The sequence below is a fragment of the Psychromonas ossibalaenae ATCC BAA-1528 genome, from assembly GCF_000381745.1.
Taxonomy (GTDB): Bacteria; Pseudomonadota; Gammaproteobacteria; order Enterobacterales; family Psychromonadaceae; genus Psychromonas; species Psychromonas ossibalaenae.
In genome coordinates this window covers 17,544-42,382 of sequence record NZ_KB906976.1, presented here as the reverse complement: position 1 = coordinate 42,382, position 24,839 = coordinate 17,544, and the positions used below count along the sequence as shown (strand labels likewise).

The following is a 24,839-nucleotide window of genomic DNA, read 5'->3' as shown; positions in this document are numbered from 1 at the left end:
TTTAACCGTTAAGCAATATTGTAAAAAACTCTTTTAACCACAGTAAACAGGAAGAAAAATGAATACAAAAACACTTTTATTACCATGCTTGTGTCTCTCTTTGTCTCCAGCAGTCTGGGCTGAAGATGCTGTTTCTAATGAACCGCTGGTGGAGAAAAAAAAGGCCGCCCAGGGGGTATTTTCCGGCAGCCTGCTTAAAGTAAGAGATGAAAACGGTAAAGTGATGGAGGGCAGAATGTCCTCCGAAAGTGTTATCACACTCGGTGACAATAAGTATGCCATTGTTGAATATGATAAACCTGAAGATGACGGTTTCGGTCTGCATGGTAACTGGCTGACCGAATATAAGGTTGAGCATTTTAAAAACGAAGGGACAGGGGGAAATACACGCCCGGTACATGAATGGGTATTTGGTGACGGACGGGTCAACTTAGGTGATACCGGCTTTAATCTGGGTTTTCTGTTAAAGAAGGTATCCTTTGAAAACGATCTGAACACTGCGGATCAGGATGAAACTGATTTCCGCATGACAGAATTAGAGTTAAGACCCGCTTATGCAAAGCATATTGGTAAGCACTGGTTTATGTTTGAGGCGATTTACCTGGGTAAAACAGGTTATGAAAAGAACAACTGGGGAGATGATACCAGCCTGATCGGTGGTGACGGTTACGGTTTCCGTCCCTATTACCGTTATCAGGTCAATGATAAGTTTGCTTTTAATACCGATCTTAAATGGCTGACTGAAGATAAAGACGCTAACGGCGCCGATCTTGGTAAATTTGTTTTTTATGAAGCACTGTTTAATTTTAATTATCAGCTGGCCGATAATTTAACTGCCGGTGTTGAATTCTTTTATAAAGATGGTAACGATTATGATACTGACGGAGTTAAGGGCGCAAATACAACTGAAGTTGAAGTTCGCCCCTGGGTTTCCTGGCGTTTAGATCAGCATAATCTGTTTTTTAAAATAGAGCCGAACGACAAAACAGTTACCCAGGCTGACGGACGTACTTCCTATGAGTCGACTGCGGTTAAATATATTTTCAACTACAGCTATCCGATCACAGATAGTATCTATTTTGTGTCGGAATATTTTTACCGTGTAGAGACTGATAAAGTGATTGACGGTAATTCAGGGTACGATGACACCATTACTAATTTCGGTAAAATCGGTCTTAATTTTGTATTTTAATTTAGCTCAGACCTGCTGTTTTTTGCGGGTCTAAATTATCTTTTTGTTCTGATGATGCTGATTCACAGGACAGGTTTTTATCTTCGGACCTTTATCTGCTGAGTGCGGTAAAGGTCCGGAATGTTTTTGAATTATTACTGTTTGTTTAGGTAGAGCAGCGGTTCAAAGGCAAACATATCACTGAAACGGCAGAAGGCGGGCGGGTTGTGGCTAAGCTGTCCGAATGATTCAGAGAGATGCTGGTTAATCCGCCGGCTTACCTGCTGCAGTTCTTTTTCGTCATCTTCATTTAATTCAATAATTTTATAACTGAGTGTTATATGAAAACGGTAACTGTGATGATCTGCATGACGAATCCCGGTTAATTCGCTCAGCTGCTGACGGCTTTGCTCCAGTGCCTGCTGACACTGCTGATCTGCCGGGAGCAGATGCAGTATGGTGCCGCCAACCGGACTGTTATAAACCGCATCATAAACCATAATATAATTTTCACTGTCCTTTACTGGTGCCAGTTCCTGCTGCAGTTTTTGTGTCGCTTCAGGCAGAGGCAGATCCAGCGGCAGTTTTGAACTCCATAATTCAGGAACTCTAACCTGATCACATAAACCTTCAAATAGCGTCATGTGAAAACTGGATGCAGGCAGGAAAGCAAACTTATGCGCACAGTGCATTTTTTGTAATGTCTGCTGCGCCCATAACAGTTTTTCAAAGACCGGATTTTCAGGTTCGATATGACAGACAAAAGTGTTGCCGGCGAATTGACGAACAGATCCGTTTTGATTAAATTTTTGACCTACTGCGGGAGCAAATTTCATAAATGTAATATTACCTGAGTTGAAAAATAGATGTACCAATAATACACCTTATTCTATGGGGGTTGGAGCGGATTTTTGTATCTTTACACAGCAGTTTTATATCTCTAAATAGTCAAATATTAGAACCTCCATATTGGCTTTTATATGTTTGTTTTTTGTCTTTGTTGTGATTAGTTTAAAGGGAAATAAGGACGCTGAAAAATTTCATAAATAATGTAAAAAAACGGCGTGTTCGAGAAAACAGCCGTTTTTTAATCGCCTTATTTTGGAACTGCTGTTTTTACTGTATCGGCAGCCGCTTTTCACCCTGAGGTTCAAGATAGGCAATCTGACTTGCTGTAAAATAATTATCTGTACGGCATCTATAAGCATAAATATCGGAACCCTGTGTCCTAAACTTATACATTTTGTACACTTTTTGTTTGTGTGTTTTCATGCAGATTAAACTCAACCCAGCGGTTTGAATCGGACTAGAAGCAGCGGTAGTAATGTCAGGTTGGCCAGCAGTGCGATTAACATCGAAAAGCCGGTTAACAGGCCGAAATAGATCGTGGGGATAAAGTTAGACAGCGCTAGGATTGAAAATCCTAGTATTACTGTGACAGAGGTGTAATAGATGGCATGTCCAATGCTTGCGTGGCAGTGCCGCACGGCGGTCCAGTAGTCCTGATGCCTATGGTATTCATCGATAAAACGATGCACGTAGTGAATGGCGTCATCAACTGCGATGCCGATGCAGATTGCTGCTATGGTAATAGTCATTAAATCCAGCGGGATCCCGAACCAGCCCATCAGACCCAGCACCATAGACGCCGCCGCCAGGTTTGGAACCAGCGTGACAGCCGCTATTTTCAGATCCCTGAACAGCAGTATAAACATTATGAAGATTGCCAGAAAAACCACGCCGATGGTCAGGATCTGAGAGCGAAACAAGCTCTGCAGCATGTTGTTGTAAAGCACTACCATACCGGTCAGGTGTACCTGTTCGTGATTCAGACCAAGCTGGCCGGTCAGGTGCCTGCGGATCTTATCTAACAGCACGTTTCGCTGCAGGGATAAATCTGATTCAAATACCCTCACGCTGAACCTGAGCTGATCACCATTCTCCGATAGATAGGGGGCAAATAGTACCTGCTTGACCTCATCGGGCAGATTCTTGTACAGGACGGACAGATAGAAGTTGTCAGCCAGCGAAGGCGGATCCAGGGTTTCCAATATCTCCATAGCGGTGGCGATAGACAGCACCTTGCCGGATTCCGGCAGCCCGTCTAGATAGTTGTGGATGGCCATGATCTCCTTGAACTTGCTGATTTTGAACCAGTAACTGCGGGCGGTAATACTGGCATCCTCTTCTGGGTCCGGCTCAAACTCTTCGGGATCAAAACCCAGCTCCTCCAGTAGAGCAATTTCTTCGATTCCCAGCTGCGCTTCATCCTGATCTGATAGTTCGGCCGGTGCATCGATCACTATATCCAGCGGGGTGGTTCCTCCCAGTTTGCGGTCAATCAGCTCCATACCTTGATAGATCTCGGTCGACTTCTTGTAGTAATCGATAAAGCGGTTTTCCACTGTCAACAGGCTGATGCCGATGCAGCTAAGCAGAAATAAAGCCGAAAAGACCGCTAGAACTACTTTCCCATGGGATTCTATCCGTCTAGCGAGAAAAGTGGTGATCACGCTGGTAATATTGCGCTGTCTGCTCGGGCGACCCGGCTTCAACAGCATTAAGGTGGTCGGAAACAGGGTAAATGTGAGTAAAAAGGCGACCGCCATGCCGATGGTCATCATCCAGCCGAAGTCAATCACCGGGCGTATATCGCTTACCAGCAGAGAGGAGAATGCTGCCATCGTCGTTGCTGCAGTATAGAAACAGGGCAGAAGCTTCTTCTTCACAGTTTCCAGCACCAGGGTATGCTGGCTGGCGTAGGGCTGCTGGGCATGCAGTTCCTGATAGCGAACAATCAGGTGGATGGTGAGTGATAATGTGATGATCAAGAGCAGAGAAATAAAGTTGGCAGACACAACTGTCACCGGCCAGTTGCTTAACCCGAGAAAACCGATCATCACTATCCCGCAAGAAAAGCAGGTAAGCAGGGGGAGAACAACCCAGCGCAGCTTGCCGAATGCAGCTGCCAGCAGAACGACTAATAAGGCCAGTATTCCTAGGCCGAAATTAAGCAGATCGTGACGGATAAAGTCGATGGAGTCGACCGTGATCATCGGTACTCCCCCCAAATACAACCTTGCACCTTTCCGGTGCTCAACCATTATTTTCCGGATATCTGCGATCAAGCTGCTCTGCCGTTCGAGCGACTCCGTGCTGTGGGCCGTAAATAGTTGTGAGACCGACGCAAGCTCATCACGCTGCTCTGCAGTGAGATCGCCGTCGATACGCATTTCACGCAGCTGGTTACGGCGACTGCGCAGTTCATAGTACGCCTGATCGCGGTTCATATTAATCTGCAGGGCGGTTGTTTCGCCGTCCTGGCTGATCAACAGGTTAGTATACAGGGGACTGGAGAGCAGTTCTCTACGGGCAAGGTCTCTGTCGGTATCCGGATTGTCCAGAGTACGGATTGAGTCGCGTATCTCCTCTAGGCTCACCGGCGGGCTGTCAATCAGCGGCACATCCATAATACTGATCACAGAGTCAACTCCCGGCAGCCGCCTCAGGCTGTCTCTTAATTTCTGCAGATCGGCCAGCACCGGCTCATCGAACAGCTCCTTGTTCGGCGTATAGGTAACAATCAGAAAGTCGTCTGAACCATAACGGGCTTTGATCGCGCGGTAATACTGAAGAGCTTGATCATTTTCCAGCACCAGAGTATCGGCGGAGGCATCCAGCCGGAACTTGCCCGCATAGGATCCGAAGAAGGCCACGATCAGGCTGATAACTATTAGGGACAGCCAGGGCCTGCTGAGCAACATTCGGTCATAAGTATCTGATGGTGAAAACAACATGCATTTGATCCTTCTGCCTGGTTAACATAAGAAATCATGCCCCTCGGTTAATAGGGGAATAGCAGAAATAAACGGCCTTTTTGACTGGAGTAAGTTGTCCACTATGTATCGTTGTCTTTTCATTTCTATGATTCCGACAATAGCGGGGTGTTCTGCACCTTTCGTTATATGAGTCGTTAAATCTGTTTTTCTTCGAAACTCAAATGAACGCAGTGCGACTACTTAATATTAGCCTAGTAGAGTATCTGTGCTTTTCTAATTAAATGGCATTAGTTGTGGCGGAGCTCAAGTATTCGTTCATGGGTTGGCAGGCACATATTAGCAAACAGGTACAATATGTTGATTTCTGCATCTTGAAGTAGTTTGGGTATAATACCAATCACACTAAATAGATGGCCTATTTTAACCTGCATAATAGATTAGATAATTAGTGCGATTGGTATAAAGTGAAAATCGGTTTCAAAGATAGGCTTGAGACCGATTGTGAAGTTTGCCGATGAATATTTAAGTCAGCTTAAATGCGATGGTTATTTGTATAATGTTCGTTCGCTGTTTAAACCTTTAATCAGGCTGAAACACATCAACAACAGGACAAAGGTGAACGGCAGGGCAGTTGCAACAACACCGGACTGCAGTGCCTGAAGTGCTTCTTTGCCGCCGATCCAGAGCATCACTGCCGCGATGGCTCCTTCTACTGCAGCCCAGAAAATTCGTTGTGGAATTGGCGCATCTATCTTGCCGCCGGCAGTAATGCTGTCGATTACCAGTGAGCCAGAATCCGACGAGGTAATAAAGAATATCAGTATTAATACAACTGAAATAACCGAAATTGCAGAGCCGAACGGCAGTGCATCATATACTTGGAACAAGGTTAGCGAAATATCAGTCAACCCATTAACACCCAGCTCGCCGACTTTATTGACCACCTGGTCGACAGCAATACCGCCGAAAATAGCCATCCAGATAATAGTCATTAGAGTAGGAATAAAGATCACTGCAAACAGGAATTCGCGTACTGTACGACCTTTAGAGATACGCGCAATAAACATACCTACAAATGGAGACCATGAAATCCACCATGCCCAGTAGAATACTGTCCAGCCGTGCATCCATGTTGTGTCTTCACGGCCGTGAGGGTTGCTCAGAGCAATAATATTTTCTGCATAAGCCATAAATGTGTCAGGAATAGAGACCTTTACAATATCAAAGCCGACGTAAGTAACGAACAGCAGCAGGGCTAATGCAAACAGCATATTGATGTTGCTCAGTACTTTAACGCCGCCTTCGATACCGCGAATAACAGATAAAATGGCAATAAAAGTCACGAAGACAATGATCCCCAGCTGCATACCAATGCCGCCGTTAGTACCAAATACGTGGTTAATACCGCTGGTAGCCTGCTGTGCACCAAGACCAAGAGAAGTTGCCAAACCAAACAGGGTCGCCAGTACCGCCATGATATCGACGACATGACCTAACCAGCCCCAGGCTCTATCGCCGAATATCGGGTAGAACACAGAACGAATTGACAGCGGCAGGCCCTTGTTATAGGTAAAAAATGCCAGCGAGAGAGCAACAATGGCATAGATAGACCAGCCGTGGATACCCCAGTGGAAAATAGTTGCCCCCATGGCCAGTGATTTCGCTTCCGGCGTATACGCCTCTACGTTAAACGGCGTCCCCCACCAGTCAGTAAAGTAAGCCGTTGGTTCTGCTACTCCCCAGAACAGAAGACCAATACCCATACCGGCGGCAAAAAGCATCGCAAGCCATGAAACCGTAGAGTGTTCCGAGGCGGCATCTTTGCCGCCGATCCGGATCTTGCCAAGCGGCGACAGCATCAACAGCAAAGCGAAGAGAAGAAAAAAGTTAGTTGACCACATAAATAAGAGGTCGAAATCTTCCATGATGCCGTTCTTAAGGCTGTTTAATGCTTCTTTAGCGGTACTGGGATCGACGATCAGAAGTGTTGAAAGGAATAGAAAAATAAGACCTGCGCTTATTCCGAATACGGGGTTATGAATATCGAAACCCCACTTTTGAACGTTGTCTTGACCAACATGATAGTCAGTCGTTTCTATACTGTATTTGTTTAATGTGTTATCCATAAATGCTACTCAAGTGTTTGTCCTTTAATACCTTTTTGATCGAAAAGTAAAAACGAAATGCTTCTTAGAAATAAAAGTGATTAGACCACTAAATAAAATTCTGCGGCGGATATTAACAATTTCAACATGAAAACTCAAAATTCATTGGTGATGCAAGGCCTAGTTGCCAGTTTTAATATTGGCTATCTCTTTCATATGATTTGTACTCTAAGTATTTGTTTGGCGGGGTTAGTCCTTAAATCCCGCTCTGATAAAATTCAGAGTCGAATACAGGGGAAATGAGCTGGTGAAAATATTTCGAAGTTTGTATCGATTTTACTTTAGGCTGCGTCTAGTTTGATTTCGTTTAAATTATTTAATGCTTTTAAAGGCGCTTAGAGCAAGCGCCTTGAGTCGTGAGTTGTTATTGTTCACTTAAATATGTCGTTTAATTTCATCGAACTGGTCTTTATCAATTTCGCCTTGTGCAAAACGCCTCTTTGCTATTTCTAGTGCAGAGTCGGATGTGCTTTTCTCACTCCGCAGGTGTCGAACTAACCATACAACAGCTAATATCATTAAGATCCAGAATATCAGCGTAGATAATCCCATGCCGAATCCCATTCCATGCCAGCCGAACATATTACCTCCTAAACATTGCGTTATACTCATTGTGCATCACCTGACGGCTGAGGTGCTGCATAGGGACAGTTATTTTTGCGCTGCATGTTAGCGTTTCTGCCCATTCCCGGCTGCATCTGGCCCACCTGCTGTGAATTCGCGGTTTGTCTCGGACAGTTAATATTGTGCTGCATATTTGCTTTTCTACCCATTCCCGGCTGCATCTGGCCTGCCTGCTGTGAATCGGCGGTTTGTCTCGGACAGTTATTTTGGCGCTGCATGTTTGCGTGTCTGCCCATGCCCGGCTGCATCTGCCCCGCATCGTTCTGGTACTGCTGGTTCATATGCCAGCCGTGGTGCCCGCGGGCGGCTGCTGCTGCCGGTAGTGACAGGGCAATAATAAATGCTGCTATTAGTGTTTTAGTTTTCATAATTTTTTCCTCCTCTGTTGTTCCTGCTTTAATTAAAGCAAAAAAATAGCGGGAAAGTGTGTCGCTGATCTTTTACTTTATTTCAAAGTATGTCAGTTTTAAAAACTGACATACTTTGAAATACTTGCGTATGAATACTGGTGTATAGTGAAGACATATAGAGAAGCAAAGAGCATAATTTATGGAATCAAATAATCGAATCTTAGTGGTTGATGACCATGCTGATATTCGTAATCTACTGAAACGTTTTTTAACTCAGCATGGCTATCGTGTTCAGACCGCTGCCGATGGTCACGAAATGGAAGTATTTCTTAAGCATCACAGTGTTGATTTGATTGTGCTTGATTTAATGATGCCCGGTAAAGACGGACTGACTTTATGCCGAGAGCTGCGCGCTGTCTCTAATGTACCGGTGATCATGCTCACGGCACTTGCTGAAGAATTAGATAAAATTGTCGGGTTAGAATTAGGTGCGGATGATTATCTGGCAAAGCCGTTTAATCCGCGAGAACTGCTGGCACGCATTAAAGCGGTATTAAGAAGGCATTACAGCATACCAGCTGCATCTGGCGATATAGCCGAAGCTGATTCACCGGTCAGGTACCTTTTTGCATCCTGGTCATTGGATACCACCACTAGAGAGCTTATCAGTCCTGATAACTGTTTGATTTCGCTAACCTCAACAGAGTTTTCGCTGTTACATGCATTTGTCAGTCATCCGCATGTGGTGCTTAGTCGTGAGGTTTTATTGAATTTAGCCAAAGGGCGGGGCGGGGATGTTTATGACCGCTCAATTGATACGTTAATCAGCCGCTTACGTAAAAAGATTGAACCGGACCCGAAGAAACCGTGTTTTATTAAAACCATCTGGGGTGGCGGCTATCAGTTCAGCTGTGAGGTTGAAAATGTCTAACTGGTTTAAAAGCAAAAGTTTACTGCTGCAGATTAGTTTGATTATGCTATTAGGTTTTAGTATCGGGACCCTGCTGACTGCGCTGTTAGTGACCAATGAACGGCAGCAGAATATCAGCAGTATTTCCAGCTCAGTAACAGTAAACCGTGTACTGGCCCTGGTAGAAATACTGTCAGGGGTGCCGGAGACACTGCATGGTAATATTATTGAAGCCAGTCAGGGAGCAGATCTGCAGCTGTCTATTGCTCACCAGCCTATGGTTTCAAAGCACCAGTTATTAAAGCTTTCTAAAGCGCAGCGGGCACAGTTTGCCAGAGTACAGGCTGTTGATGTCCGCCTTAGAGCGGTTAACAATAAACGCCATAATGGACATTCGAATAAGGGACATGCTAGAGGGCGGCACGGCGGCAAAGGTATGCAGGGCATGCACAGGCAGTCTATGGGATATCTGCCGGTCGTTTCCGGCTCTGTGCAGTTAGGCTCTGGAAAGTGGCTGAATTTCACCTCTTCGATTGATGAAAAATCACTGCAGTGGTCATGGTATCTGCTTCTGTCGTTGTTATTTATTGCTCTTTTAACGACTTTGTTAATGTTGTGGACAATAAAAAACTCTTTAAAACCGGTGAAAGATCTTGCTGATGCGGCTGACCGCATGGGGACACATCGGGACTTCACGCCTCTTAAACTCGATGTGCCCAGCGATATTAAGCCGACTATTGAGGCATTTAATAAAATGCAGCGTCAGCTGCAGGAATACATAAATGACCGTACTAAAATGATGGCGGCTATTTCCCATGATCTACGTACTCCTATTACCAGTCTGCGTCTGCAGTTAGAGTTTATCGAAGACAGTGAAGATAAAACCAATATGCATAATACGCTGCTGAATATGGAAAAGATGATTGCCGCCACTCTGGCGTTCGCACAGGATCAAAGCAATCTTGAAGCGTCTCAGAAGATCAATTTAGACAGTTTAATTCAGACAATTGTTGATGATTACCAAGATCGTAATATTAAAAATTTAAAATATGATCAAGACAGTATAGGTACCTGCAGTCTTCCTCCCATTAATCTTCGCCGTATGATCGAGAATTTAATTAACAATAGTCTGCAGTATGCAGGAGGGGAACAGGCCTGTATTTCTATTTTATGCAGATATTCTGGTAATAAACTGATTATTCAGGTACTGGATAGCGGGCCGGGTATTACTGAGGACAAGCTCCAGGAAGTACTTAAACCTTTTGTTCGTTTAGATAAAGCGCGTGATACTAATGCGTCGAGTGTGGGTTTAGGTTTAGCAATTACCCGTTCACTTATTCAGTCATACGGTGGTCAGTTAACCTTAAGCAACCGATCTGAGGGAGGGTTGTGTGCTGAGCTGATGTTTCCGTTTAACGCTGATCGGGAAAAGCTTAAATAGCATTGAGCCGGCGATAGTGTCGCCGGGTTTATTTATCCTGCCTGCGTGTTATCTGCAGAGACTGTTTATCTGTATTCTTTCGCTGTTTTACGTCCAAAGTATTCTCTTGTTTTTTGAATAAATTCCTATACTAGATATCCATCCTGAATGCATTTTATATTATTTCAGGTTAGTGTTTGCTCACTATTTCTTATTAAATTAAGCATATCTGGTTGTTTTCAATCACACATTGCAGTGGCTCTATTTGACTGTGTTAAACAGCATGCGGCTGTGAATAATGTCCTTTTATATGCATGCATTACCGTCGGTCATGAAATGGTTTATTAGCTCATTCATCACGGAATCACTACTTTTCACTTTTATTCACTTTATTTCACTGCCCTTATTGATGATTTTACTGTTAATTATATCTGTCGCCATGACATTTATGTCAGTGGTGATTTCTGGTGATTTTAAGTGATTAAAATAATGTTAAAAAAGGATTCTAACCATGAATAAATTTAAACGAACGCTATTAGCGCTCTCTATAACTGCGGCAATGCCGGCCACTGCATATAACAACTCTACTTCGATGCTGACTTATGGTGCGGAAGATGCGATTCTTACTGGAGCGGTATTAAAAAACCATTATCAGGGCTATAGCGGCGCTGCCTATATCAAAACAGAAACGAGAAAGGGAGATGTAATTTCTTGGACGTTTGATATTGCAAAGCAGGGGGATTACCAGCTTAGTTTCCGTTATGCGAGTAAAAATGACCGTCATATGCAGCTAAGTGCCAATGACAGTGAAGCCAGTACTTATCAGTTTCCCGCAACGACTAACTGGAGAACCTGGGAGCAGAGTGAAGCCGTTACTTTCAGCCTGGAGCAGGGCAGCAACACTATTAACCTGGAAACATTAAAGTCGCTGGGTCCTAATATCGATAACCTGCAGGTCACGTTTGTGCCGACGCCGGCTGATGAACTGCTTGCTCAGGCAGAAGGTATTTATCAGGATATTTTTGTAGAGCTGGAGCCACTCGGCTCTGCGCATGTAAACAAAATTATTCCGGAGATTTTCCCGGATCCAGTCAATTATAATCCCGGCCGTCATTCAGCTTTTATTTCTCTGCAAAAAGGAAACAGTCTGTGGGATAGCATCGCTCTGCCGATAATCAGTGCTGATAAAAGTAAAAAAACGCAGGCTGCTGTATCTACCGTTGAAGGTAATAAAGTGGCGGCCTTTTCCGGTGATGTTTTTAAATCTCTTGCCGCACCGAATTTAAACAGCCTGATCAGCTGGCTAACGGCTGGCAATGAGGGAACGATAGCAGATTCGCTGAGTGTCGCGACTTTAGGAAGTTATAACGGAACAAATATTGAAACCTGGGCGGCAGAGCGTGACATAGCATTCAGCCAGCAGGCATTAACTGAAATAGATCCGGAAAAACATATTGATCTGGTTGTTGTTAAGTCTAACGCAGATCAGGCTTCCCTGCAGATGCTCCAGGATCGTTTAACCCGCTTCCCGGAAACCAGTGTGCTTATTTATCATTATCAATACACTGCCGGAACAGCGCATATGAATGACTTTCTGCTGCAGTTCGGCATGAAGTTTCAGTCCGACGGCGCAGGAAATTATCACAGTCAGGACAAGGTTGTTGAGCTGCCGCCGCAGGAACAGATAAATCGTGTACTGCAGAATTCGATATATTCGGATTTGGATGCTGTTGAAGCGGCGGTAACCAATATGGCCGCCGGAACAGATACCTTTGAACTGGTTGACGGTAATGATGCTAATTTCGCCGAACTGTACGGCGCTGGTATTGTATCCATAGCGACTAATCAGAAAGCAGTTGAGTATCCCAACAGTCCGACTAAACTGCAGATGCTGTTTACTGAACTGGCGCGGGTGAAAGCAGAATTGACGCCGCTGCCGCTGGGCCTTGACAGCGGTGATAAACAAGCCTTTATTAATCGCTATTTTGCTAAAAATGTACTGGCTTTAGATTCAACTATCTTTGTAGAAGCACCTTTATTTAGTCTCGTCAATGGTTTTAGTGAAATGGCGGAAAAAGCGCTGCTGGATAGAGATGTGAAAAATTTCACTGGCAGCGATATTATTTATGATGATTTAAACAAAGCATTTGCCCTGCTGCCCAACGCAAAGGCAACACAAACTATTAACTATATTTTTTCTGAAACAGTAAATTTCAATCCAGGAAAAAATGCGCGTTTTATTGAACCTCTAAAGTCTGAATCAGCCTGGGGACCGAATGCTTTTCCATTGATTGTTGGCGAGAAAAACTCTGTATTTGCTTCTGCAAATGCGGCGCCGGGTAAGCGTTCGGCGGCATTCGGCTATGAACCGCTGAATCGTCTGGATAAAGCCGCCGTTTCTCAGTTGATGAGCTGGTTAATGAATACCTCATTAACCCAGTTAAAATGGGAAGAGGTAACGGTGCTGATTGCCGGTAATAACAGCGGCACTCAAAAACACCTGAATGCCTGGGCTGTCGATCAGGGTATTTCACTGAATGTGGTTTCCTGGCAGGAGTGGCAGGAAGGAGTCAAGCCGGATCTGATTATTATGCAGACCAGTCAAAATGAAATATGGACAGACTTGGTGAGCCGCCAGCATCAGTTATTCCCTGATGTGCCGCTAATGTTTACTCATTACGGCAGTTGGGACTGGAAGTTAAGCGAGCAGGCACAACAGATCGTGAGTGATTTCGGTTACCGCTCATCTGGACATAATTACTTTAAACAGGATAGTGCTGTGTGGGAGAGCAGCACTGAGATGTTAAACCTTGCTTTAAATAAACTAGATGATGATGCACTTGACTCTGTACAGGAAATGTTCGTTAACCTGCAGCATGACTCTTTTAACTTTACTCTGAGTGAAGGACGGGGGCCTGCATATCAAGCTGAATTTGTTGATCCGATGACCTACTTAAATGCCAGTATTGAGAAACTTAATGAACTGGCTGTGGATCCCTTTGACGCTGATGGTTTTGATGCGATCAGTCTTATTCATCTGCTGCGCGACAGTTATGCGCTGCAGTTAGATGATTCAATTGCTATTGATGATCAGCATCAGCTGCCGTTTTTACAAAGCCAGCTGTTAGACAGCATTAACAGTAATGTACAGACTGCTCAAAGTGAACAGGTTGAGGCGAAACAGATCACCTACATTACTGAAGATGACGGCAGCGGGGTGGGAGATTTCTCTTATATCAAACCGCGTCCTGATTCTGATGTAATGCAGCTGGCATTAAACACGGGGGATATCAGTGCGATTGATGATATTGATGTCCTGCATCAGCAGATCAACAGCAGTCTTGATAATAGTATGCGGCTTGAGCAGGCGCAGGAAGCTGCAGACTTTATCTTTGACGGTGAGTTGATTGATTTAACTGCCGCGGGCACGGCTAATTTTATTGAGCCGAATGTATGGGGCTCTGCTGTTCCTGCTTTCCCGCTGGTGATTGGTGAACAAAATCAGATCCTTGCTGCCGCTAATATTGCTAATGACAGGCGATCTTTTGCGGATACTGCAGGGCTGAACTGGTTATCAGATGAAAGTTTTTACCGCTTGATAAAGTGGCTGACTAATAAAAACGACACACAGTTGTCCTGGATACCGCTGTCTGTAATGTCTGTCGGTAAAAACCCTGTTGACCTGAGTGTTGGTGCTGACGGAGCACCGCTGCAGATCAAAGAAGTCTCTTTTAATAAATTTATGCAGCCGGACCTTCTCGTGATCGGCGGTAAAGGTCTCTATGAGCACGAGGTCGAAGATATTCTGGAGATGATCCACACTTATCCTGAAATGCCGGTTATCTTTACCAATAACAGCCAGTATAAAGGCTCAGATGCTTTGGTTAACCAGCTTTTAGCTGAGCTGGGTTATGTTTACGGTACTAGTAACAAGAAGATTGCTGATACGGCAAATGCTTTTGATCCTGACGATTTGTCTGATGCGGCGCTGCAGAGTTCACTGTACAGCTCATTAATTCGATTCAAAGCACTTAACCGCAGCCTGCAGAATGAAAGTTATGATTTTGTACTTGCGGAAGGTAAAACACCTGAATTCCTGGAGCAGTTTGACAGTTTAGTGAAAACCTTAAGAAGCAGACTGACTGCGAGTGACGTTAAAAATATTCCGTTATTCCAGAGTGAGCATAGTTCAGACGTGCTGAAATCAATGATTTTATTGGGGGATATTTACCGTACGCAGATCGCTTATCGCTTATCATCTAGTGCAGGTGATCAGACTCCCTGGCTGCGTGCCTGGTTTGCCGATCATACGGTATATTACAACCGTAACTTAGCGCCTGCACAAGGTGACCTGGGCAACTTCGCAGAGCCTGTTGATCCAAGTTACCTGCTGGAGACTTATCAGAGTCTACTGCAGCCGCGAGCAGGCGTAAGCTGGCATCCGACAGGTGCTTATGCACATCCCGGTGTCCCGTTTACTGTTGAACTTAGCAGTGATGCGACACAGTCAGTGAAGGTATTTATGAATACCATGCGTACCGGTTCAACGAAGGAATGGGGTACGAAATACCAGAGACCTAAGTACTTAAGATCACCTTCTTTTACGGTTAATCCGGGTGAAAAACTCACCTTAACTTCGCCTTACGGCGGTCCTGTGCAGATTAATGCAACACTACAGGAAGAAGTCGAAATTAACTTCACTAATGTCGGTCAGCATCTAGTCGGGACCATGGATAATATTGATAGTTTTAGATCTGATTTAGCTGCAACACCGTATAGCTGGGTATATGTGGATGTACCTGGATTTCAGATGTATTCACAGCGACTGCATATGGTTAAGACGGTCGAAGAGTATTATCAGGGGGATGTGCAGAAAATGTTTGATAACATTATCAGCACTACGGTTGGCTCTATCAGTTCTTTAGGTGGTTTTGTCGGCAATGGTATTGAACTGACTCCGGCAGTCACAAAAATCTGTATAGAGAAAGGTTTAGACTGTTTTAATGAAAATTGGCATAAACGTTCTATTACGCAGCGTGCTAATCATGACTTTGCTTCACATTGTGGTGTAGGTTGTTCAGGAAATCCCTATGATTCTGCAGGATACTTTAGAGCTGATGGCTGGCTTGAGGGACATGAAATAGGGCATAACTTACAGATTGGTGAACTAAAGGTTTATGGCGGTTTATCAACGGAAGTGTCTAATAATATTTTCCCTATGCATATGCGCAAGTTTCACAACCCGAGTTCAACTAAAACAGCTTCTTCCATGCCTAAGATTTTTGCCTGGATGCAGGAGGGGCAGAATAGCGATGATCCAACAGCGTATGTGAAGAGTAAATTGTGGACCAAAGGAGACATTGACCAGTTAGCCTTATATATGCAGATCGTTTATGCGCTTGAGTATTTAGAGTTAACGGAGCATGGTTTTGATGCCTTCACGCTACTTTACTTACATGCTAGGGAGATGAGAAATACATCAGACTGGCTTGCTAATAAAGATCGCTTAGGTATGAGCCTTTATGAGTCAAAAACACGTTTAAACGGTAATGACTTTATGCTGGTTAGTTTGTCATTTTTGACCGATAAAGATTGGCGGGAACAGTTTGCAGCATGGGGAATTGAGGTTTCGGAGAAAGCCGTTGCTCAGGTTGCAACTTATGACTTAGAGTCTCTCGGTAAACATTTCTACGTGCCTAGAGATACCATGCCGTTTCTACCCTTTGAACGTACTATACCTTTAGATGGTAAAACAGCGTGGCAGTAGTTATTGCCGTAAATATCTTTATTTGATAAAGGGAACATAAAGCCAATGCAGGGAGGATAACTCCCTGCATTTTTTATTTTTTGAGTCTATTCTGCACTACTGTTCAGAACCCCTTAGTGATTACCTCCGTTTCAATTTCAATTTCAGTTACATATTTAATGTTGTCATGATCCTGTTATATATTGATATCATGGCCAATAGCCATCTTAATGATGTTGTAACTCACTGATTACTTTCGTTATTTCATTTTCTAAGTACGACATAAACTTTGCGGCTGATAAAGACAATGGATAGTGGTTGGAAGTGAGTAAAAAGAAATTAAAAGGTATTTTTTCTTTCAATTTAATAAGCTTGATGCCGAGCTTTTTATAGGAAAGGGCCGTCATAGGATCAATGATGCCGATACCTAGGTCGGCGGCTACTAGGTGGCAGCAGGTCGTATTATGATTGGTGGAGTGCATGATGGTCGGCGACGACAACAGCATATTGGCAATATTATCATTGAGTGGTTTAGTGATATCAGAGCTAATACCGATAATGTTGTACTTTGTTACCTCTTTTAATGACACAACTGATTTAGACGCAAGCGCGTGATCATTAGGACAGATGCAGACGCTGTGCATTTTTACCATGTGGTGAGTATAGCCCTCCGATTGAGGGACACGCATTGCTATTCCTATGTCTCCGGAGCCACCTTCGATAGATTCAACGACTTCCTCTGAACTACTGATAACCAGATTTATGCGTATTGACGGGTGTAGCAGAGAAAATGATTTGATCACTCTGGTTAACATTCCGTTTGCAAGCGCCGGCATAATGCGCAGGTTTACTACACCCAGTTCTTTATTACTTATCTGTTCTGCGGAATTCATTAGTGAATCGAAACCGGAAAGCGTCTTTAAGGATAGCTTATAAAATAAACTTCCGTCAGAGGTTGGGTGCAGTCGCCCTTTAATGCGTTCAAATAGTCGAAAATTAATTTCTTTTTCTAATTGAGACAATAACTTACTTGATGATGGTTGAGTGATCCCTAGCTCTTCAGCCGCCCTGGAAACGCTCTTATGTTTCATAATGACAACAAAGTTTCTTAATAACTCTATTTTCATAGTATTCCAAAATGTTATAGCTTTGTGTGATAAATATACTTGTTTGTGCATCCATTTAAAAGGTAAATTTAAGTTAACAAAATGTTAAATAACTAAAGCGGAAAATGATGTGCATAACTATCTCGTAATTGGTTCAGGTATTGTCGGCTCAGCTGTTGCTTATGGGTTGCTTAAGCGCGGGCATAAGGTAACTATTTTAGATGAAGGGGAGCCTGGTTTTAAAGCTTCACGCGGTAACTTCGGGCTTATCTGGTGTCAGGGAAAAGGTTATTTAAATAAACCCTACGCAGATATCACTTTTGAATCGTGTCGTTTATGGGCAGAGTTTAGCCGAGAATTAGAAGCCCTAACCGGATTAGAGACGGATTACAGATGTGAGGGGGGATTGTATTACCTACAGGATAAGATTTCTGTGGAGCAGAGGGAAAAGAAACTGCAGGCAATTTATAAAGCGTCACAAGAAAAAATTGTTTACCGCATGCTTAGCAAAACGGAATTGCAGCAGAAATACCCTGAAATTGGTGATGGTGTGCAGGGGGCTTCATTTTCACCGTTAGATGCTACTTGTGATCCATTAAAACTGCTTACGGTGCTTAAACGGGCAGTCAAGCTACTTGGCGGGCTGATTATCTACAATAGCCGAGTGTTGAGCGTTAATAAAAACCAGGTTTCGGTTGAAACTGTGCAGGGGACGATGTGCGCAGATAAAATTATTCTGGCTGCCGGTTTGAGCAATAGACAGTTAAGTCGCGATGTCGGTTTGAAGCAACCTTTAAAACCTATTAAAGGGCAGATTCTAGTCAGCCAACGTATGAAGGATAAAAAAATACCGCCTAGTCTGCAGGTTCGTCAGACCAGTGAGGGAACCTTTATCTGTGGAGATTCGCATGAAGATGTCGGTTTAGATACACGAACGAGCCTTGATGTTATCCGTCAGATAGCACAGCGTGCGTTGGTAATTCACCCTTTTTTAGAGCAGATACCGGTTAACCGGGCCTGGGGAGCTCTGCGTGTTATGACGCCTGATTCATTACCTATTTATGAACGTTCTACAGTTAATCCGGCTGTTTACGGTGTGTCCTGCCACAGCGGGGTCACGTTGGCAGCCTATCACGCACTGCAGTTAGCTGCTTTTATAGACAACAATCATCTGCCGAGTGATTTGCAGACATTTAGCGGGAGTCGTTTTAATGATTAAAAATATCAGTAGTCGGGACATAGTTCCTATTTGTGTTAACGGGGTAAATATTGTTGTGGCAGATAAGCAGAGTGTGGCAGCCGCTTTACTGGGAGCCGGTATCACTTCTACGGGAAACGCACAAAGAGAAGACCGAGAGACGGGGCCGTTTTGCATGATGGGAGTGTGTTACTCATGCCTAGTTGAAATTGACGGTGCTCAGTTTCAGCGTGGCTGTATGGTCGAAGTGCAGGAAGATATGGTGATTAATACCGGAGCTGATTATGAAAGTATATGATCTGATTATTATAGGATCAGGACCTGCCGGAATGCGGACTGCCATAGACGTGGCGCAGGCTGGTTGTGAGGTTATTGTGCTAGATGAGCAGAAATATCCAGGAGGCCAGATTTATCGTGCCGTGCAGAAATGTCCCCCGGAACGGCTCCATTTACTGGGATCTGATTATGCAGAAGGGCTTGCACTGGTTAATGAGTTCAACCAGGCGCCACTTACGTTTATTGGTTTGGCATCGGTCTGGGATATTGATTGTGAAAGCAAAGTGATTACCTATAAGCAAAATAGGGGTAGCTGCAGTTTGGGGTATCGGAAATTAATCCTCGCAACAGGTGCCATGGAACGCGCTTATCCTTTCTCGGGATGGGAAAAAATAGGTGTAATGACAGCCGGTGCTGGACAGATTCTGTTGAAAGATGCTGGCAAAGTTTGTGACAAAGTAGTGATTGCCGGATCTGGCCCTCTGCTTGATTTACTGGCTTGCCAGTATATTAAAGCGGGTATTAAACCACTCGCGGTTGTTGATATGACAGTGAAAAAAAATTATCTGAATGCTGCTAAGCATTTTTTGTCAGCTCTTAAAGGTTGGCGCTATCTGTTCAAAGGACTGATTTTAAGATCGAAGATTAGGACTTCCGGTGTAAGACGGTACTCTTTTGCAGGACAGCTTCAGGGGCATGGTAAGAAAAACTTAGATGCTGTTTCTTTTACTGTATCAGGTAAAAAAATCACCTTGAAAACAGATCATTTACTGGTTCATTTCGGGGTTATTCCCAATATTAATTTAACTGCTTCAATTAATGCAGACCTGTACTGGTGTGAGCGCCAGCAATGTCTCAGGCCTCGTCTCAGCCGAACATTTGAGTCATCGGTTAGGGACGTGTTTATTGTTGGAGACGGTATAGGTATTTTTGGGGCGAATGCTGCGCAGTTAAACGGCCGGCTACTGGCCGCTTACCTTACGGGTAATGAAAAGTTAGCCGAGTTGTTACAAAAAAAACGCCAGCAGGATATCGTGGTGCGTCCTTTTCTAGAAAAATTATTTCTTCTTCCGGCACGAAGCCTCACTGAACTGGCAGATGATACAGTGATCTGCAGATGTGAATCAGTGCGCTTAAAGGAGATAAAAAAGGCTGTCTCATGCAGTGCTGGGGCGCTAAACGATATCAAGATGGCGACGCGTGCTTCTATGGGACCTTGTCAGGGACGTCAGTGCGGTAATGCACTCGTTCAGATTACAGCACAGATGACGAGTACCCCCCCCCAAGAAGTGGGTTATATAACTACAAGGTCTCCGGTAATACCTGTGACTTTTCTCGAAGTATCTACTAAAAGGCAAATATAATATGGAAAATATAAATTGGACTCCTCTCATTGTGATTGGGCTATTTTTAATTGGTATGCTCTATATCGGTTATTTATCATCTAAAAAGCTGAACAGTAGCGCTGACTTTTTAGTGGGTGGACGAAATTTTGGCTTATTAACGGTAACAGCAACCCAGTGTGCTTCGGCATTCGGTGGCGGTATGATGATTGCTCACGTCGGTATTGGTTATCAATGGGGATTTGCCGAAATCGGTTATATGGCAGGAATTTTTATCGGAGGTATTTTGCTTGCCGTACTGGTGGCTAGGTGGTTACGGCAGCAAGAATTTTTTACCACTACTGACTGGATGGTTTCTCAGTTTGGAGAGTCAAAAGCATTACGCTGTATATCATCGGTTATTTCTATGATGTTAACCATGAGCTGGTGGGTTGCACAACCTGTAGCTGCCGGTAAATTGCTGAATGTATTAACCGGGTTACCCACTGAATTTGGTATTGTCATCTGTGCGGTTGTGGTGATCATCTATACCAGTGGTGGCGGTATTTTAGCGGTTGCCTATACCGATGTCGCACAGCTACTGTTGATGTTGATTGCAGTTGTGATTGTCCTCCCTCTGGCTATGACTGAAGCGGGTGGAATCGATGCTATATTTGCAGCCGTGCCACAGGAAAACCTTGGATTATGGGCTCCCGGGGAAGCTGTAGTCTGGGGATGGTTATTAACCCTAGTGCCAGGACAACTGGTTTCACAAATTTACCATCAGCGTATTTATGCTGCTAAAACCGATAAAATAGCGCGCGACAGCATGATTATAAAATCAGTCGCTTCTGTTGTTATGGGGGTATGGGCTGCGTTGCTGGGCATGAGCGTATATACATTAAATGCTGAACTCTCTGATAAAGAAGCCGCTATGACTTGGGTCATTATGGAGCTTCTGCCGGAATGGATTTCGGTTATTATGCTGGGGGCGATAGCCGCTGCGATTGTTTCTACTGCCGATTCAGCCCTGCACAGTACCGTTTCATCATTGACGCGAGATATTTATCAGCAGACTTTCAAACCTGATGCAACGGATAAGCAGATTTTACGTTTTACTAGAATATCTGTTTCTGTTGTCGGCATACTGGGCCTAATGATCGGACTTTTTGCCCCATCTGTATTCTCTATTTTATTAATGGGGTCGATGCTAACGGCCTCCGGGTTATTTATTCCGCTTTATGCCGGCCGTTTCTGGAAACGCGGTACAAAAGAGGGAGCGATAGCGGGAATGGTCGGCGGTGTTACAACTTCTTTTGCTTGTAAACAGTTTGATCTACTTCCGCAGTATCCGGATGTTGTCTGGGGGATATTGATTTCTGCTGTGCTGTTTTTCAGTGTCAGCCTTATCAGTAAAACGGAAACCGTTATTAAGCGTGCAGAAGATGAAAAACAGAAGGTATTAAACGATTAATAAAAAAGTTTGTACAGTCAGCCTGTCATGATAATGCTTATCATGACAGGCTGACTGCAATCAATGCTGATATTTTAGGACTATCTGATGCTTAAGTTAATAACAGATACGGTGTATCATGATTTCACAAAAGCAGCCTCCGGAGCTGCTAGAAAATGCATTTTAGACTGCCTTGGTGTGGCCTTAGCGGGAGTGAATCAACAGCCCCTTAAAAAATTGCACAGGGCACTCTCTTTATGTTCAACACAAAGCGGACAATCTCCATGGGGATGCAAGCTACAAACAGATTATACCTGGTCAATATTTTTGAACACCCAGGCAGCATCTTACTTTGATCTTGATGACGGTCACAGATTAGCACAGGGTCACCCTGGAGCAGTTATTATCCCGCTGGTTATTGAAGAAGCTGTAAAAACTAATAAAAGTTATCAAGCAGTACAAAGCGCAGTAATTGTTGGTTATCAGGCTGCTGTAGAGGCTGCTGTGATTATCCGCTGTAACGGCGGGCCGAGAAAAGGGTCCAGTGGCTGGGCGGTAATTGGCGCAGTTGCTGCGTTATGTCATCTGCATCAGTTGGATGTTGCGACAACAACTAATGCATTGGGATTTAGTGAATATTTAGCCCCTCAAGCCCCCCAAGATCGTTCTCTGGCTTATCCTTCTGATATGAAAGAGGGCATGGCTTATGCGCCGCTGTTAGCTTTACAATGTGTAGCACTGGCAAAGGCCGGGGTGACAGCAATGAGACCATTTATTGTCGATAAACAATATCAGGGGAAAAACCAGTTTTTCCACATAGAAAATACCTATTTCAAACAATATGCCTGTTGCCGCTTTGCACACCCTGTTATTGATTCTCTTGCATCCTTGATCGCGTTATATCATTTTAGTTTTCGGGATATTTTGCGTATAAGGGTATTTTCATTTGAAAAAGACGCTTTATTATCAAGGACAAACATAACCAATTCAGTTGAAGCTATGTATTCTATCCCTTATGCAGCAGCTGTATGGTTGGTGGAAAAGGCGGTTAACCCTGAACATATGCTTGAGCATGCATTTACTAACAAAGTTTATTTATCACTGGCAGAAAAGATCAGTATTGAAATTGAGCCCGAAATAACGGCCAGATTTCCTGTTGAATGTTTAGCAAGAACAGAAGTACTGCTTCGTTGTGGCAGTGTATATACAAGTGCGCTGACAACAGCCAAAGGTGATCCGTCGAATGCATACCGGTTAGATGAACTGATTGATAAGTATAAGCGTTTAGTGTTTCCGGTTATTGGGCAGGTGGAGGGCGAACGCCTAGCAGATGCCGTTCTTTATGGTGATAGCATATCCGCTGTTAAGCTGTATTTGTCTTGAATATACAGAGTAGGTAGGTTTGTAGGGGCTTACTTTGTGTCATTGTGCGAACGGAGAAGATTAACACCTTAAACGCTGTTTGGCCTAAGGTGTTAATCTGTTTATTTTAAACCGGGTAATGTTTGTATCCCAGCTGCTCTGATATATTTCTGCACGCCTGATGCAGCAGTTCTACATAGTAGGAAAGGCGCTTTTCATCAAAACGTATGGTGGGAAAAGAGATCGACAAACCGGCAGTCACATTGCCAAAACGGTCGTAAATCGGCGTAGCGATACAGCGTAAACCCGGCTCCTGCTCTTCGTTGTCTTCTGCAAAATGCTGTTGTTTAACCAGTGTCAATTCTGACAGAAGCTGCTCGGTATTTTCTAAAGTTTTTTCCGTGTGCTTAATAAACTCGACCGGTGCTAATTGAGCGCGCACAAACCCTTCCTGTTTTTCTGCTAACAGCACTTTACCGATTGCAGTACTGTACAGCGGATTTCTGCGTCCTATTTTTGACTGCATGCGCAGGTTATAACCAGAATCAATTTTGTGAATATAGATGATCGCATTTTCGTCGAGCATTCCCAGATGCAGGGCTTCATTAGTCTGCTCTGAGATATAACGCATCTCTTTATCGGCAAGGTCGATAAGGTCGACATACTCTAATGATTTGGCTCCTAGTTCAAATAACTTCAGCGTCAGTGAATATTTGTCTGCTTCACCTTCCTGAGAGACATAACCAAGCATTTTCATGGTTTGTAAAAAGCGGTAAGTGGTACTTTTGGACATCATCAGACGCTGCGACAGTTCTGTTATGCCGATATCTTCCTGGTCACCAAGCGCTTCCAGAATAGCAAATACTTTCATCACCGAAGAAACGGCTTCCGGCTGATTGGGTTTGTCCATGAGTGATACCTTTTCTGCTGTGTTATAAAATAATATTTCCATTATATACATAAAAACAGCTGCTCGGCCATTTTTTTAAAAAGGTGTTTCATAAATTTTAAAAAAAGAAAATTCGATTTGAGTTTGATTTGGACTGCTATTTAATTATTTTTGAAACGTTGTTTTAAAAATATATTGCGAGGTGTTTTTTTTACTGTTACTGTATATCCAACTTAAGCAGCTTAGTAAAACAAACAGCTGATATTCGAGACTAGCGGAGAAAATAGTATGATTTTAAATTCTTTTAATTTGCAGGATAAAGTGGCGATTGTAACGGGCTGTGATACTGGGCTGGGGCAGGGCATGGCTTTAGGTTTAGCGCAGGCCGGCTGTGATATCGTTGGTGTTAATATTGTTGAGCCGTCAGAAACTATTGAAAAAATTGAAGCGACAGGGCGTAAGTTTATCGATATCCGTGCCAACCTGATGAAACTTGATGATATTCCAATGATTGTCGAGCGTGCTGTTTCTGAGTTGGGAAAAATTGATGTTTTAGTAAACAATGCGGGAATTATTCGCCGTAATGACGCCATCGATTTTTCTGAGCAGGACTGGGATGATGTGATGAATATCAACAGTAAATCTGTTTTCTTTCTATCTCAAGCGGTTGCTAAACAGTTTATAGAGCAGGGTAACGGCGGCAAAATTGTTAATGTGGCTTCCATGTTATCTTATCAGGGCGGTATCCGTGTACCTTCTTATACTTCATCAAAAAGTGCTGTAATGGGCATTACCCGTGCCATGGCGAATGAATGGGCAGAACACGGGGTAAATGTAAATGCGATTGCACCTGGCTATATGGCAACTAATAATACCGCTGCATTACGTGCAGATGAAGCACGTAATAATGACATTGTCGGTCGTATTCCAGCGGATCGCTGGGGAACACCTGAAGATGTAGCCGGCCCCTGCGTATTTTTAGCATCGGCGGCTGCTGATTATATTAATGGTTATACCATTGCTGTTGACGGCGGCTGGCTGTCACGCTGATCTTATAAAAAAATAAGC

General features: G+C 43.8%; 17 protein-coding genes. 10 read left to right on the top strand and 7 right to left on the bottom strand.

Annotated elements, in window-relative coordinates; genetic code table 11:
- The first annotated feature begins 58 nt into the window (after window positions 1-58).
- Window positions 59-1,192 carry an OmpG porin family protein gene (locus G327_RS0106850; protein ID WP_019614020.1) on the top strand — a complete coding sequence of 378 codons (1,134 nt, stop codon included), beginning with the start codon at window positions 59-61 and terminating at the stop codon, window positions 1,190-1,192.
- 134 nt (window positions 1,193-1,326) lie between these two features.
- Here G327_RS0106850 and G327_RS0106845 read toward each other — a convergent pair whose 3' ends face one another.
- From G327_RS0106845 to G327_RS0106820, 5 genes are all read right to left on the bottom strand, one after another.
- Window positions 1,327-2,007: a DUF1868 domain-containing protein gene (locus G327_RS0106845; RefSeq protein ID WP_026339233.1), complete on the bottom strand. Its 681-nt coding sequence runs from the start codon at window positions 2,005-2,007 to the stop codon at window positions 1,327-1,329.
- Window positions 2,008-2,454: 447 nt separating this feature from the next.
- A complete protein-coding gene (locus tag G327_RS0106835) occupies window positions 2,455-4,968 on the bottom strand; it encodes an efflux RND transporter permease subunit (protein WP_019614017.1) in 2,514 nt (837 codons plus the stop codon).
- Window positions 4,969-5,495: 527 nt separating this feature from the next.
- Window positions 5,496-7,076 carry a BCCT family transporter gene (locus tag G327_RS0106830; protein WP_019614016.1) on the bottom strand — a complete coding sequence of 527 codons (1,581 nt, stop codon included), beginning with the start codon at window positions 7,074-7,076 and terminating at the stop codon, window positions 5,496-5,498.
- A gap of 414 nt (window positions 7,077-7,490) precedes the next feature.
- Window positions 7,491-7,727, bottom strand: coding sequence for an SHOCT domain-containing protein (locus G327_RS0106825; RefSeq protein WP_019614015.1), 237 nt, complete (start codon window positions 7,725-7,727; stop codon window positions 7,491-7,493).
- The gene (locus G327_RS0106820; RefSeq protein ID WP_019614014.1) at window positions 7,724-8,107 is read right to left on the bottom strand and encodes a hypothetical protein; all 384 of its coding nucleotides are present in this window, start codon (window positions 8,105-8,107) and stop codon (window positions 7,724-7,726) included. The genes G327_RS0106825 and G327_RS0106820 overlap by 4 nt, the downstream gene beginning before the upstream one ends.
- A gap of 181 nt (window positions 8,108-8,288) precedes the next feature.
- Between G327_RS0106820 and G327_RS0106815 the strand changes: the two genes are divergently transcribed.
- From G327_RS0106815 to G327_RS0106805, 3 genes are all read left to right on the top strand, one after another.
- Window positions 8,289-9,020, top strand: coding sequence for a response regulator (locus G327_RS0106815; protein ID WP_019614013.1), 732 nt, complete (start codon window positions 8,289-8,291; stop codon window positions 9,018-9,020).
- On the top strand, window positions 9,013-10,440 hold the full coding sequence (locus G327_RS0106810) for an ATP-binding protein (RefSeq protein WP_019614012.1): 1,428 nt from the start codon (window positions 9,013-9,015) through the stop codon (window positions 10,438-10,440). Before G327_RS0106815 ends, G327_RS0106810 begins: the two co-directional genes overlap by 8 nt.
- A 490-nt stretch (window positions 10,441-10,930) precedes the next feature.
- Window positions 10,931-16,186, top strand: a complete 5,256-nt coding sequence (locus G327_RS0106805) for an ImpA family metalloprotease (protein ID WP_019614011.1) — start codon at window positions 10,931-10,933, stop codon at window positions 16,184-16,186.
- A gap of 206 nt (window positions 16,187-16,392) precedes the next feature.
- On the opposite strand, the gene G327_RS0106800 is transcribed toward G327_RS0106805, so the two are convergent.
- Window positions 16,393-17,292, bottom strand: a complete 900-nt coding sequence (locus G327_RS0106800; protein ID WP_019614010.1) for a LysR family transcriptional regulator — start codon at window positions 17,290-17,292, stop codon at window positions 16,393-16,395.
- A gap of 109 nt (window positions 17,293-17,401) precedes the next feature.
- Between G327_RS0106800 and G327_RS0106795 the strand changes: the two genes are divergently transcribed.
- The 5 genes from G327_RS0106795 to G327_RS0106775 all read left to right on the top strand — a co-directional run bounded on the left by G327_RS0106795 (window position 17,402) and on the right by G327_RS0106775 (window position 22,903).
- Window positions 17,402-18,490 carry an NAD(P)/FAD-dependent oxidoreductase gene (locus tag G327_RS0106795; RefSeq protein WP_019614009.1) on the top strand — a complete coding sequence of 363 codons (1,089 nt, stop codon included), beginning with the start codon at window positions 17,402-17,404 and terminating at the stop codon, window positions 18,488-18,490.
- Window positions 18,483-18,767, top strand: a complete 285-nt coding sequence (locus tag G327_RS24125) for a (2Fe-2S)-binding protein (protein ID WP_019614008.1) — start codon at window positions 18,483-18,485, stop codon at window positions 18,765-18,767. Before G327_RS0106795 ends, G327_RS24125 begins: the two co-directional genes overlap by 8 nt.
- The gene (locus tag G327_RS0106785) at window positions 18,754-20,109 is read left to right on the top strand and encodes an FAD/NAD(P)-dependent oxidoreductase (RefSeq protein ID WP_019614007.1); all 1,356 of its coding nucleotides are present in this window, start codon (window positions 18,754-18,756) and stop codon (window positions 20,107-20,109) included. The genes G327_RS24125 and G327_RS0106785 overlap by 14 nt, the downstream gene beginning before the upstream one ends.
- Before the next feature lies 1 nt (window position 20,110).
- On the top strand, window positions 20,111-21,541 hold the full coding sequence (locus G327_RS0106780) for a sodium:solute symporter family protein (RefSeq protein ID WP_019614006.1): 1,431 nt from the start codon (window positions 20,111-20,113) through the stop codon (window positions 21,539-21,541).
- An 87-nt stretch (window positions 21,542-21,628) separates the two neighbouring features.
- Complete coding sequence (locus G327_RS0106775; RefSeq protein ID WP_019614005.1) at window positions 21,629-22,903, top strand: MmgE/PrpD family protein; 1,275 nt, start codon at window positions 21,629-21,631, stop codon at window positions 22,901-22,903.
- Between the two features lie 106 nt (window positions 22,904-23,009).
- On the opposite strand, the gene kdgR is transcribed toward G327_RS0106775, so the two are convergent.
- A complete protein-coding gene (kdgR, locus tag G327_RS0106770) occupies window positions 23,010-23,792 on the bottom strand; it encodes a DNA-binding transcriptional regulator KdgR (protein WP_019614004.1) in 783 nt (260 codons plus the stop codon).
- A 267-nt stretch (window positions 23,793-24,059) separates the two neighbouring features.
- Here kdgR and kduD point away from each other — a divergent pair, with 267 nt between their 5' ends.
- The gene (gene kduD, locus G327_RS0106765; protein ID WP_019614003.1) at window positions 24,060-24,821 is read left to right on the top strand and encodes a 2-dehydro-3-deoxy-D-gluconate 5-dehydrogenase KduD; all 762 of its coding nucleotides are present in this window, start codon (window positions 24,060-24,062) and stop codon (window positions 24,819-24,821) included.
- The last annotated feature ends 18 nt before the right edge of the window (window positions 24,822-24,839 follow it).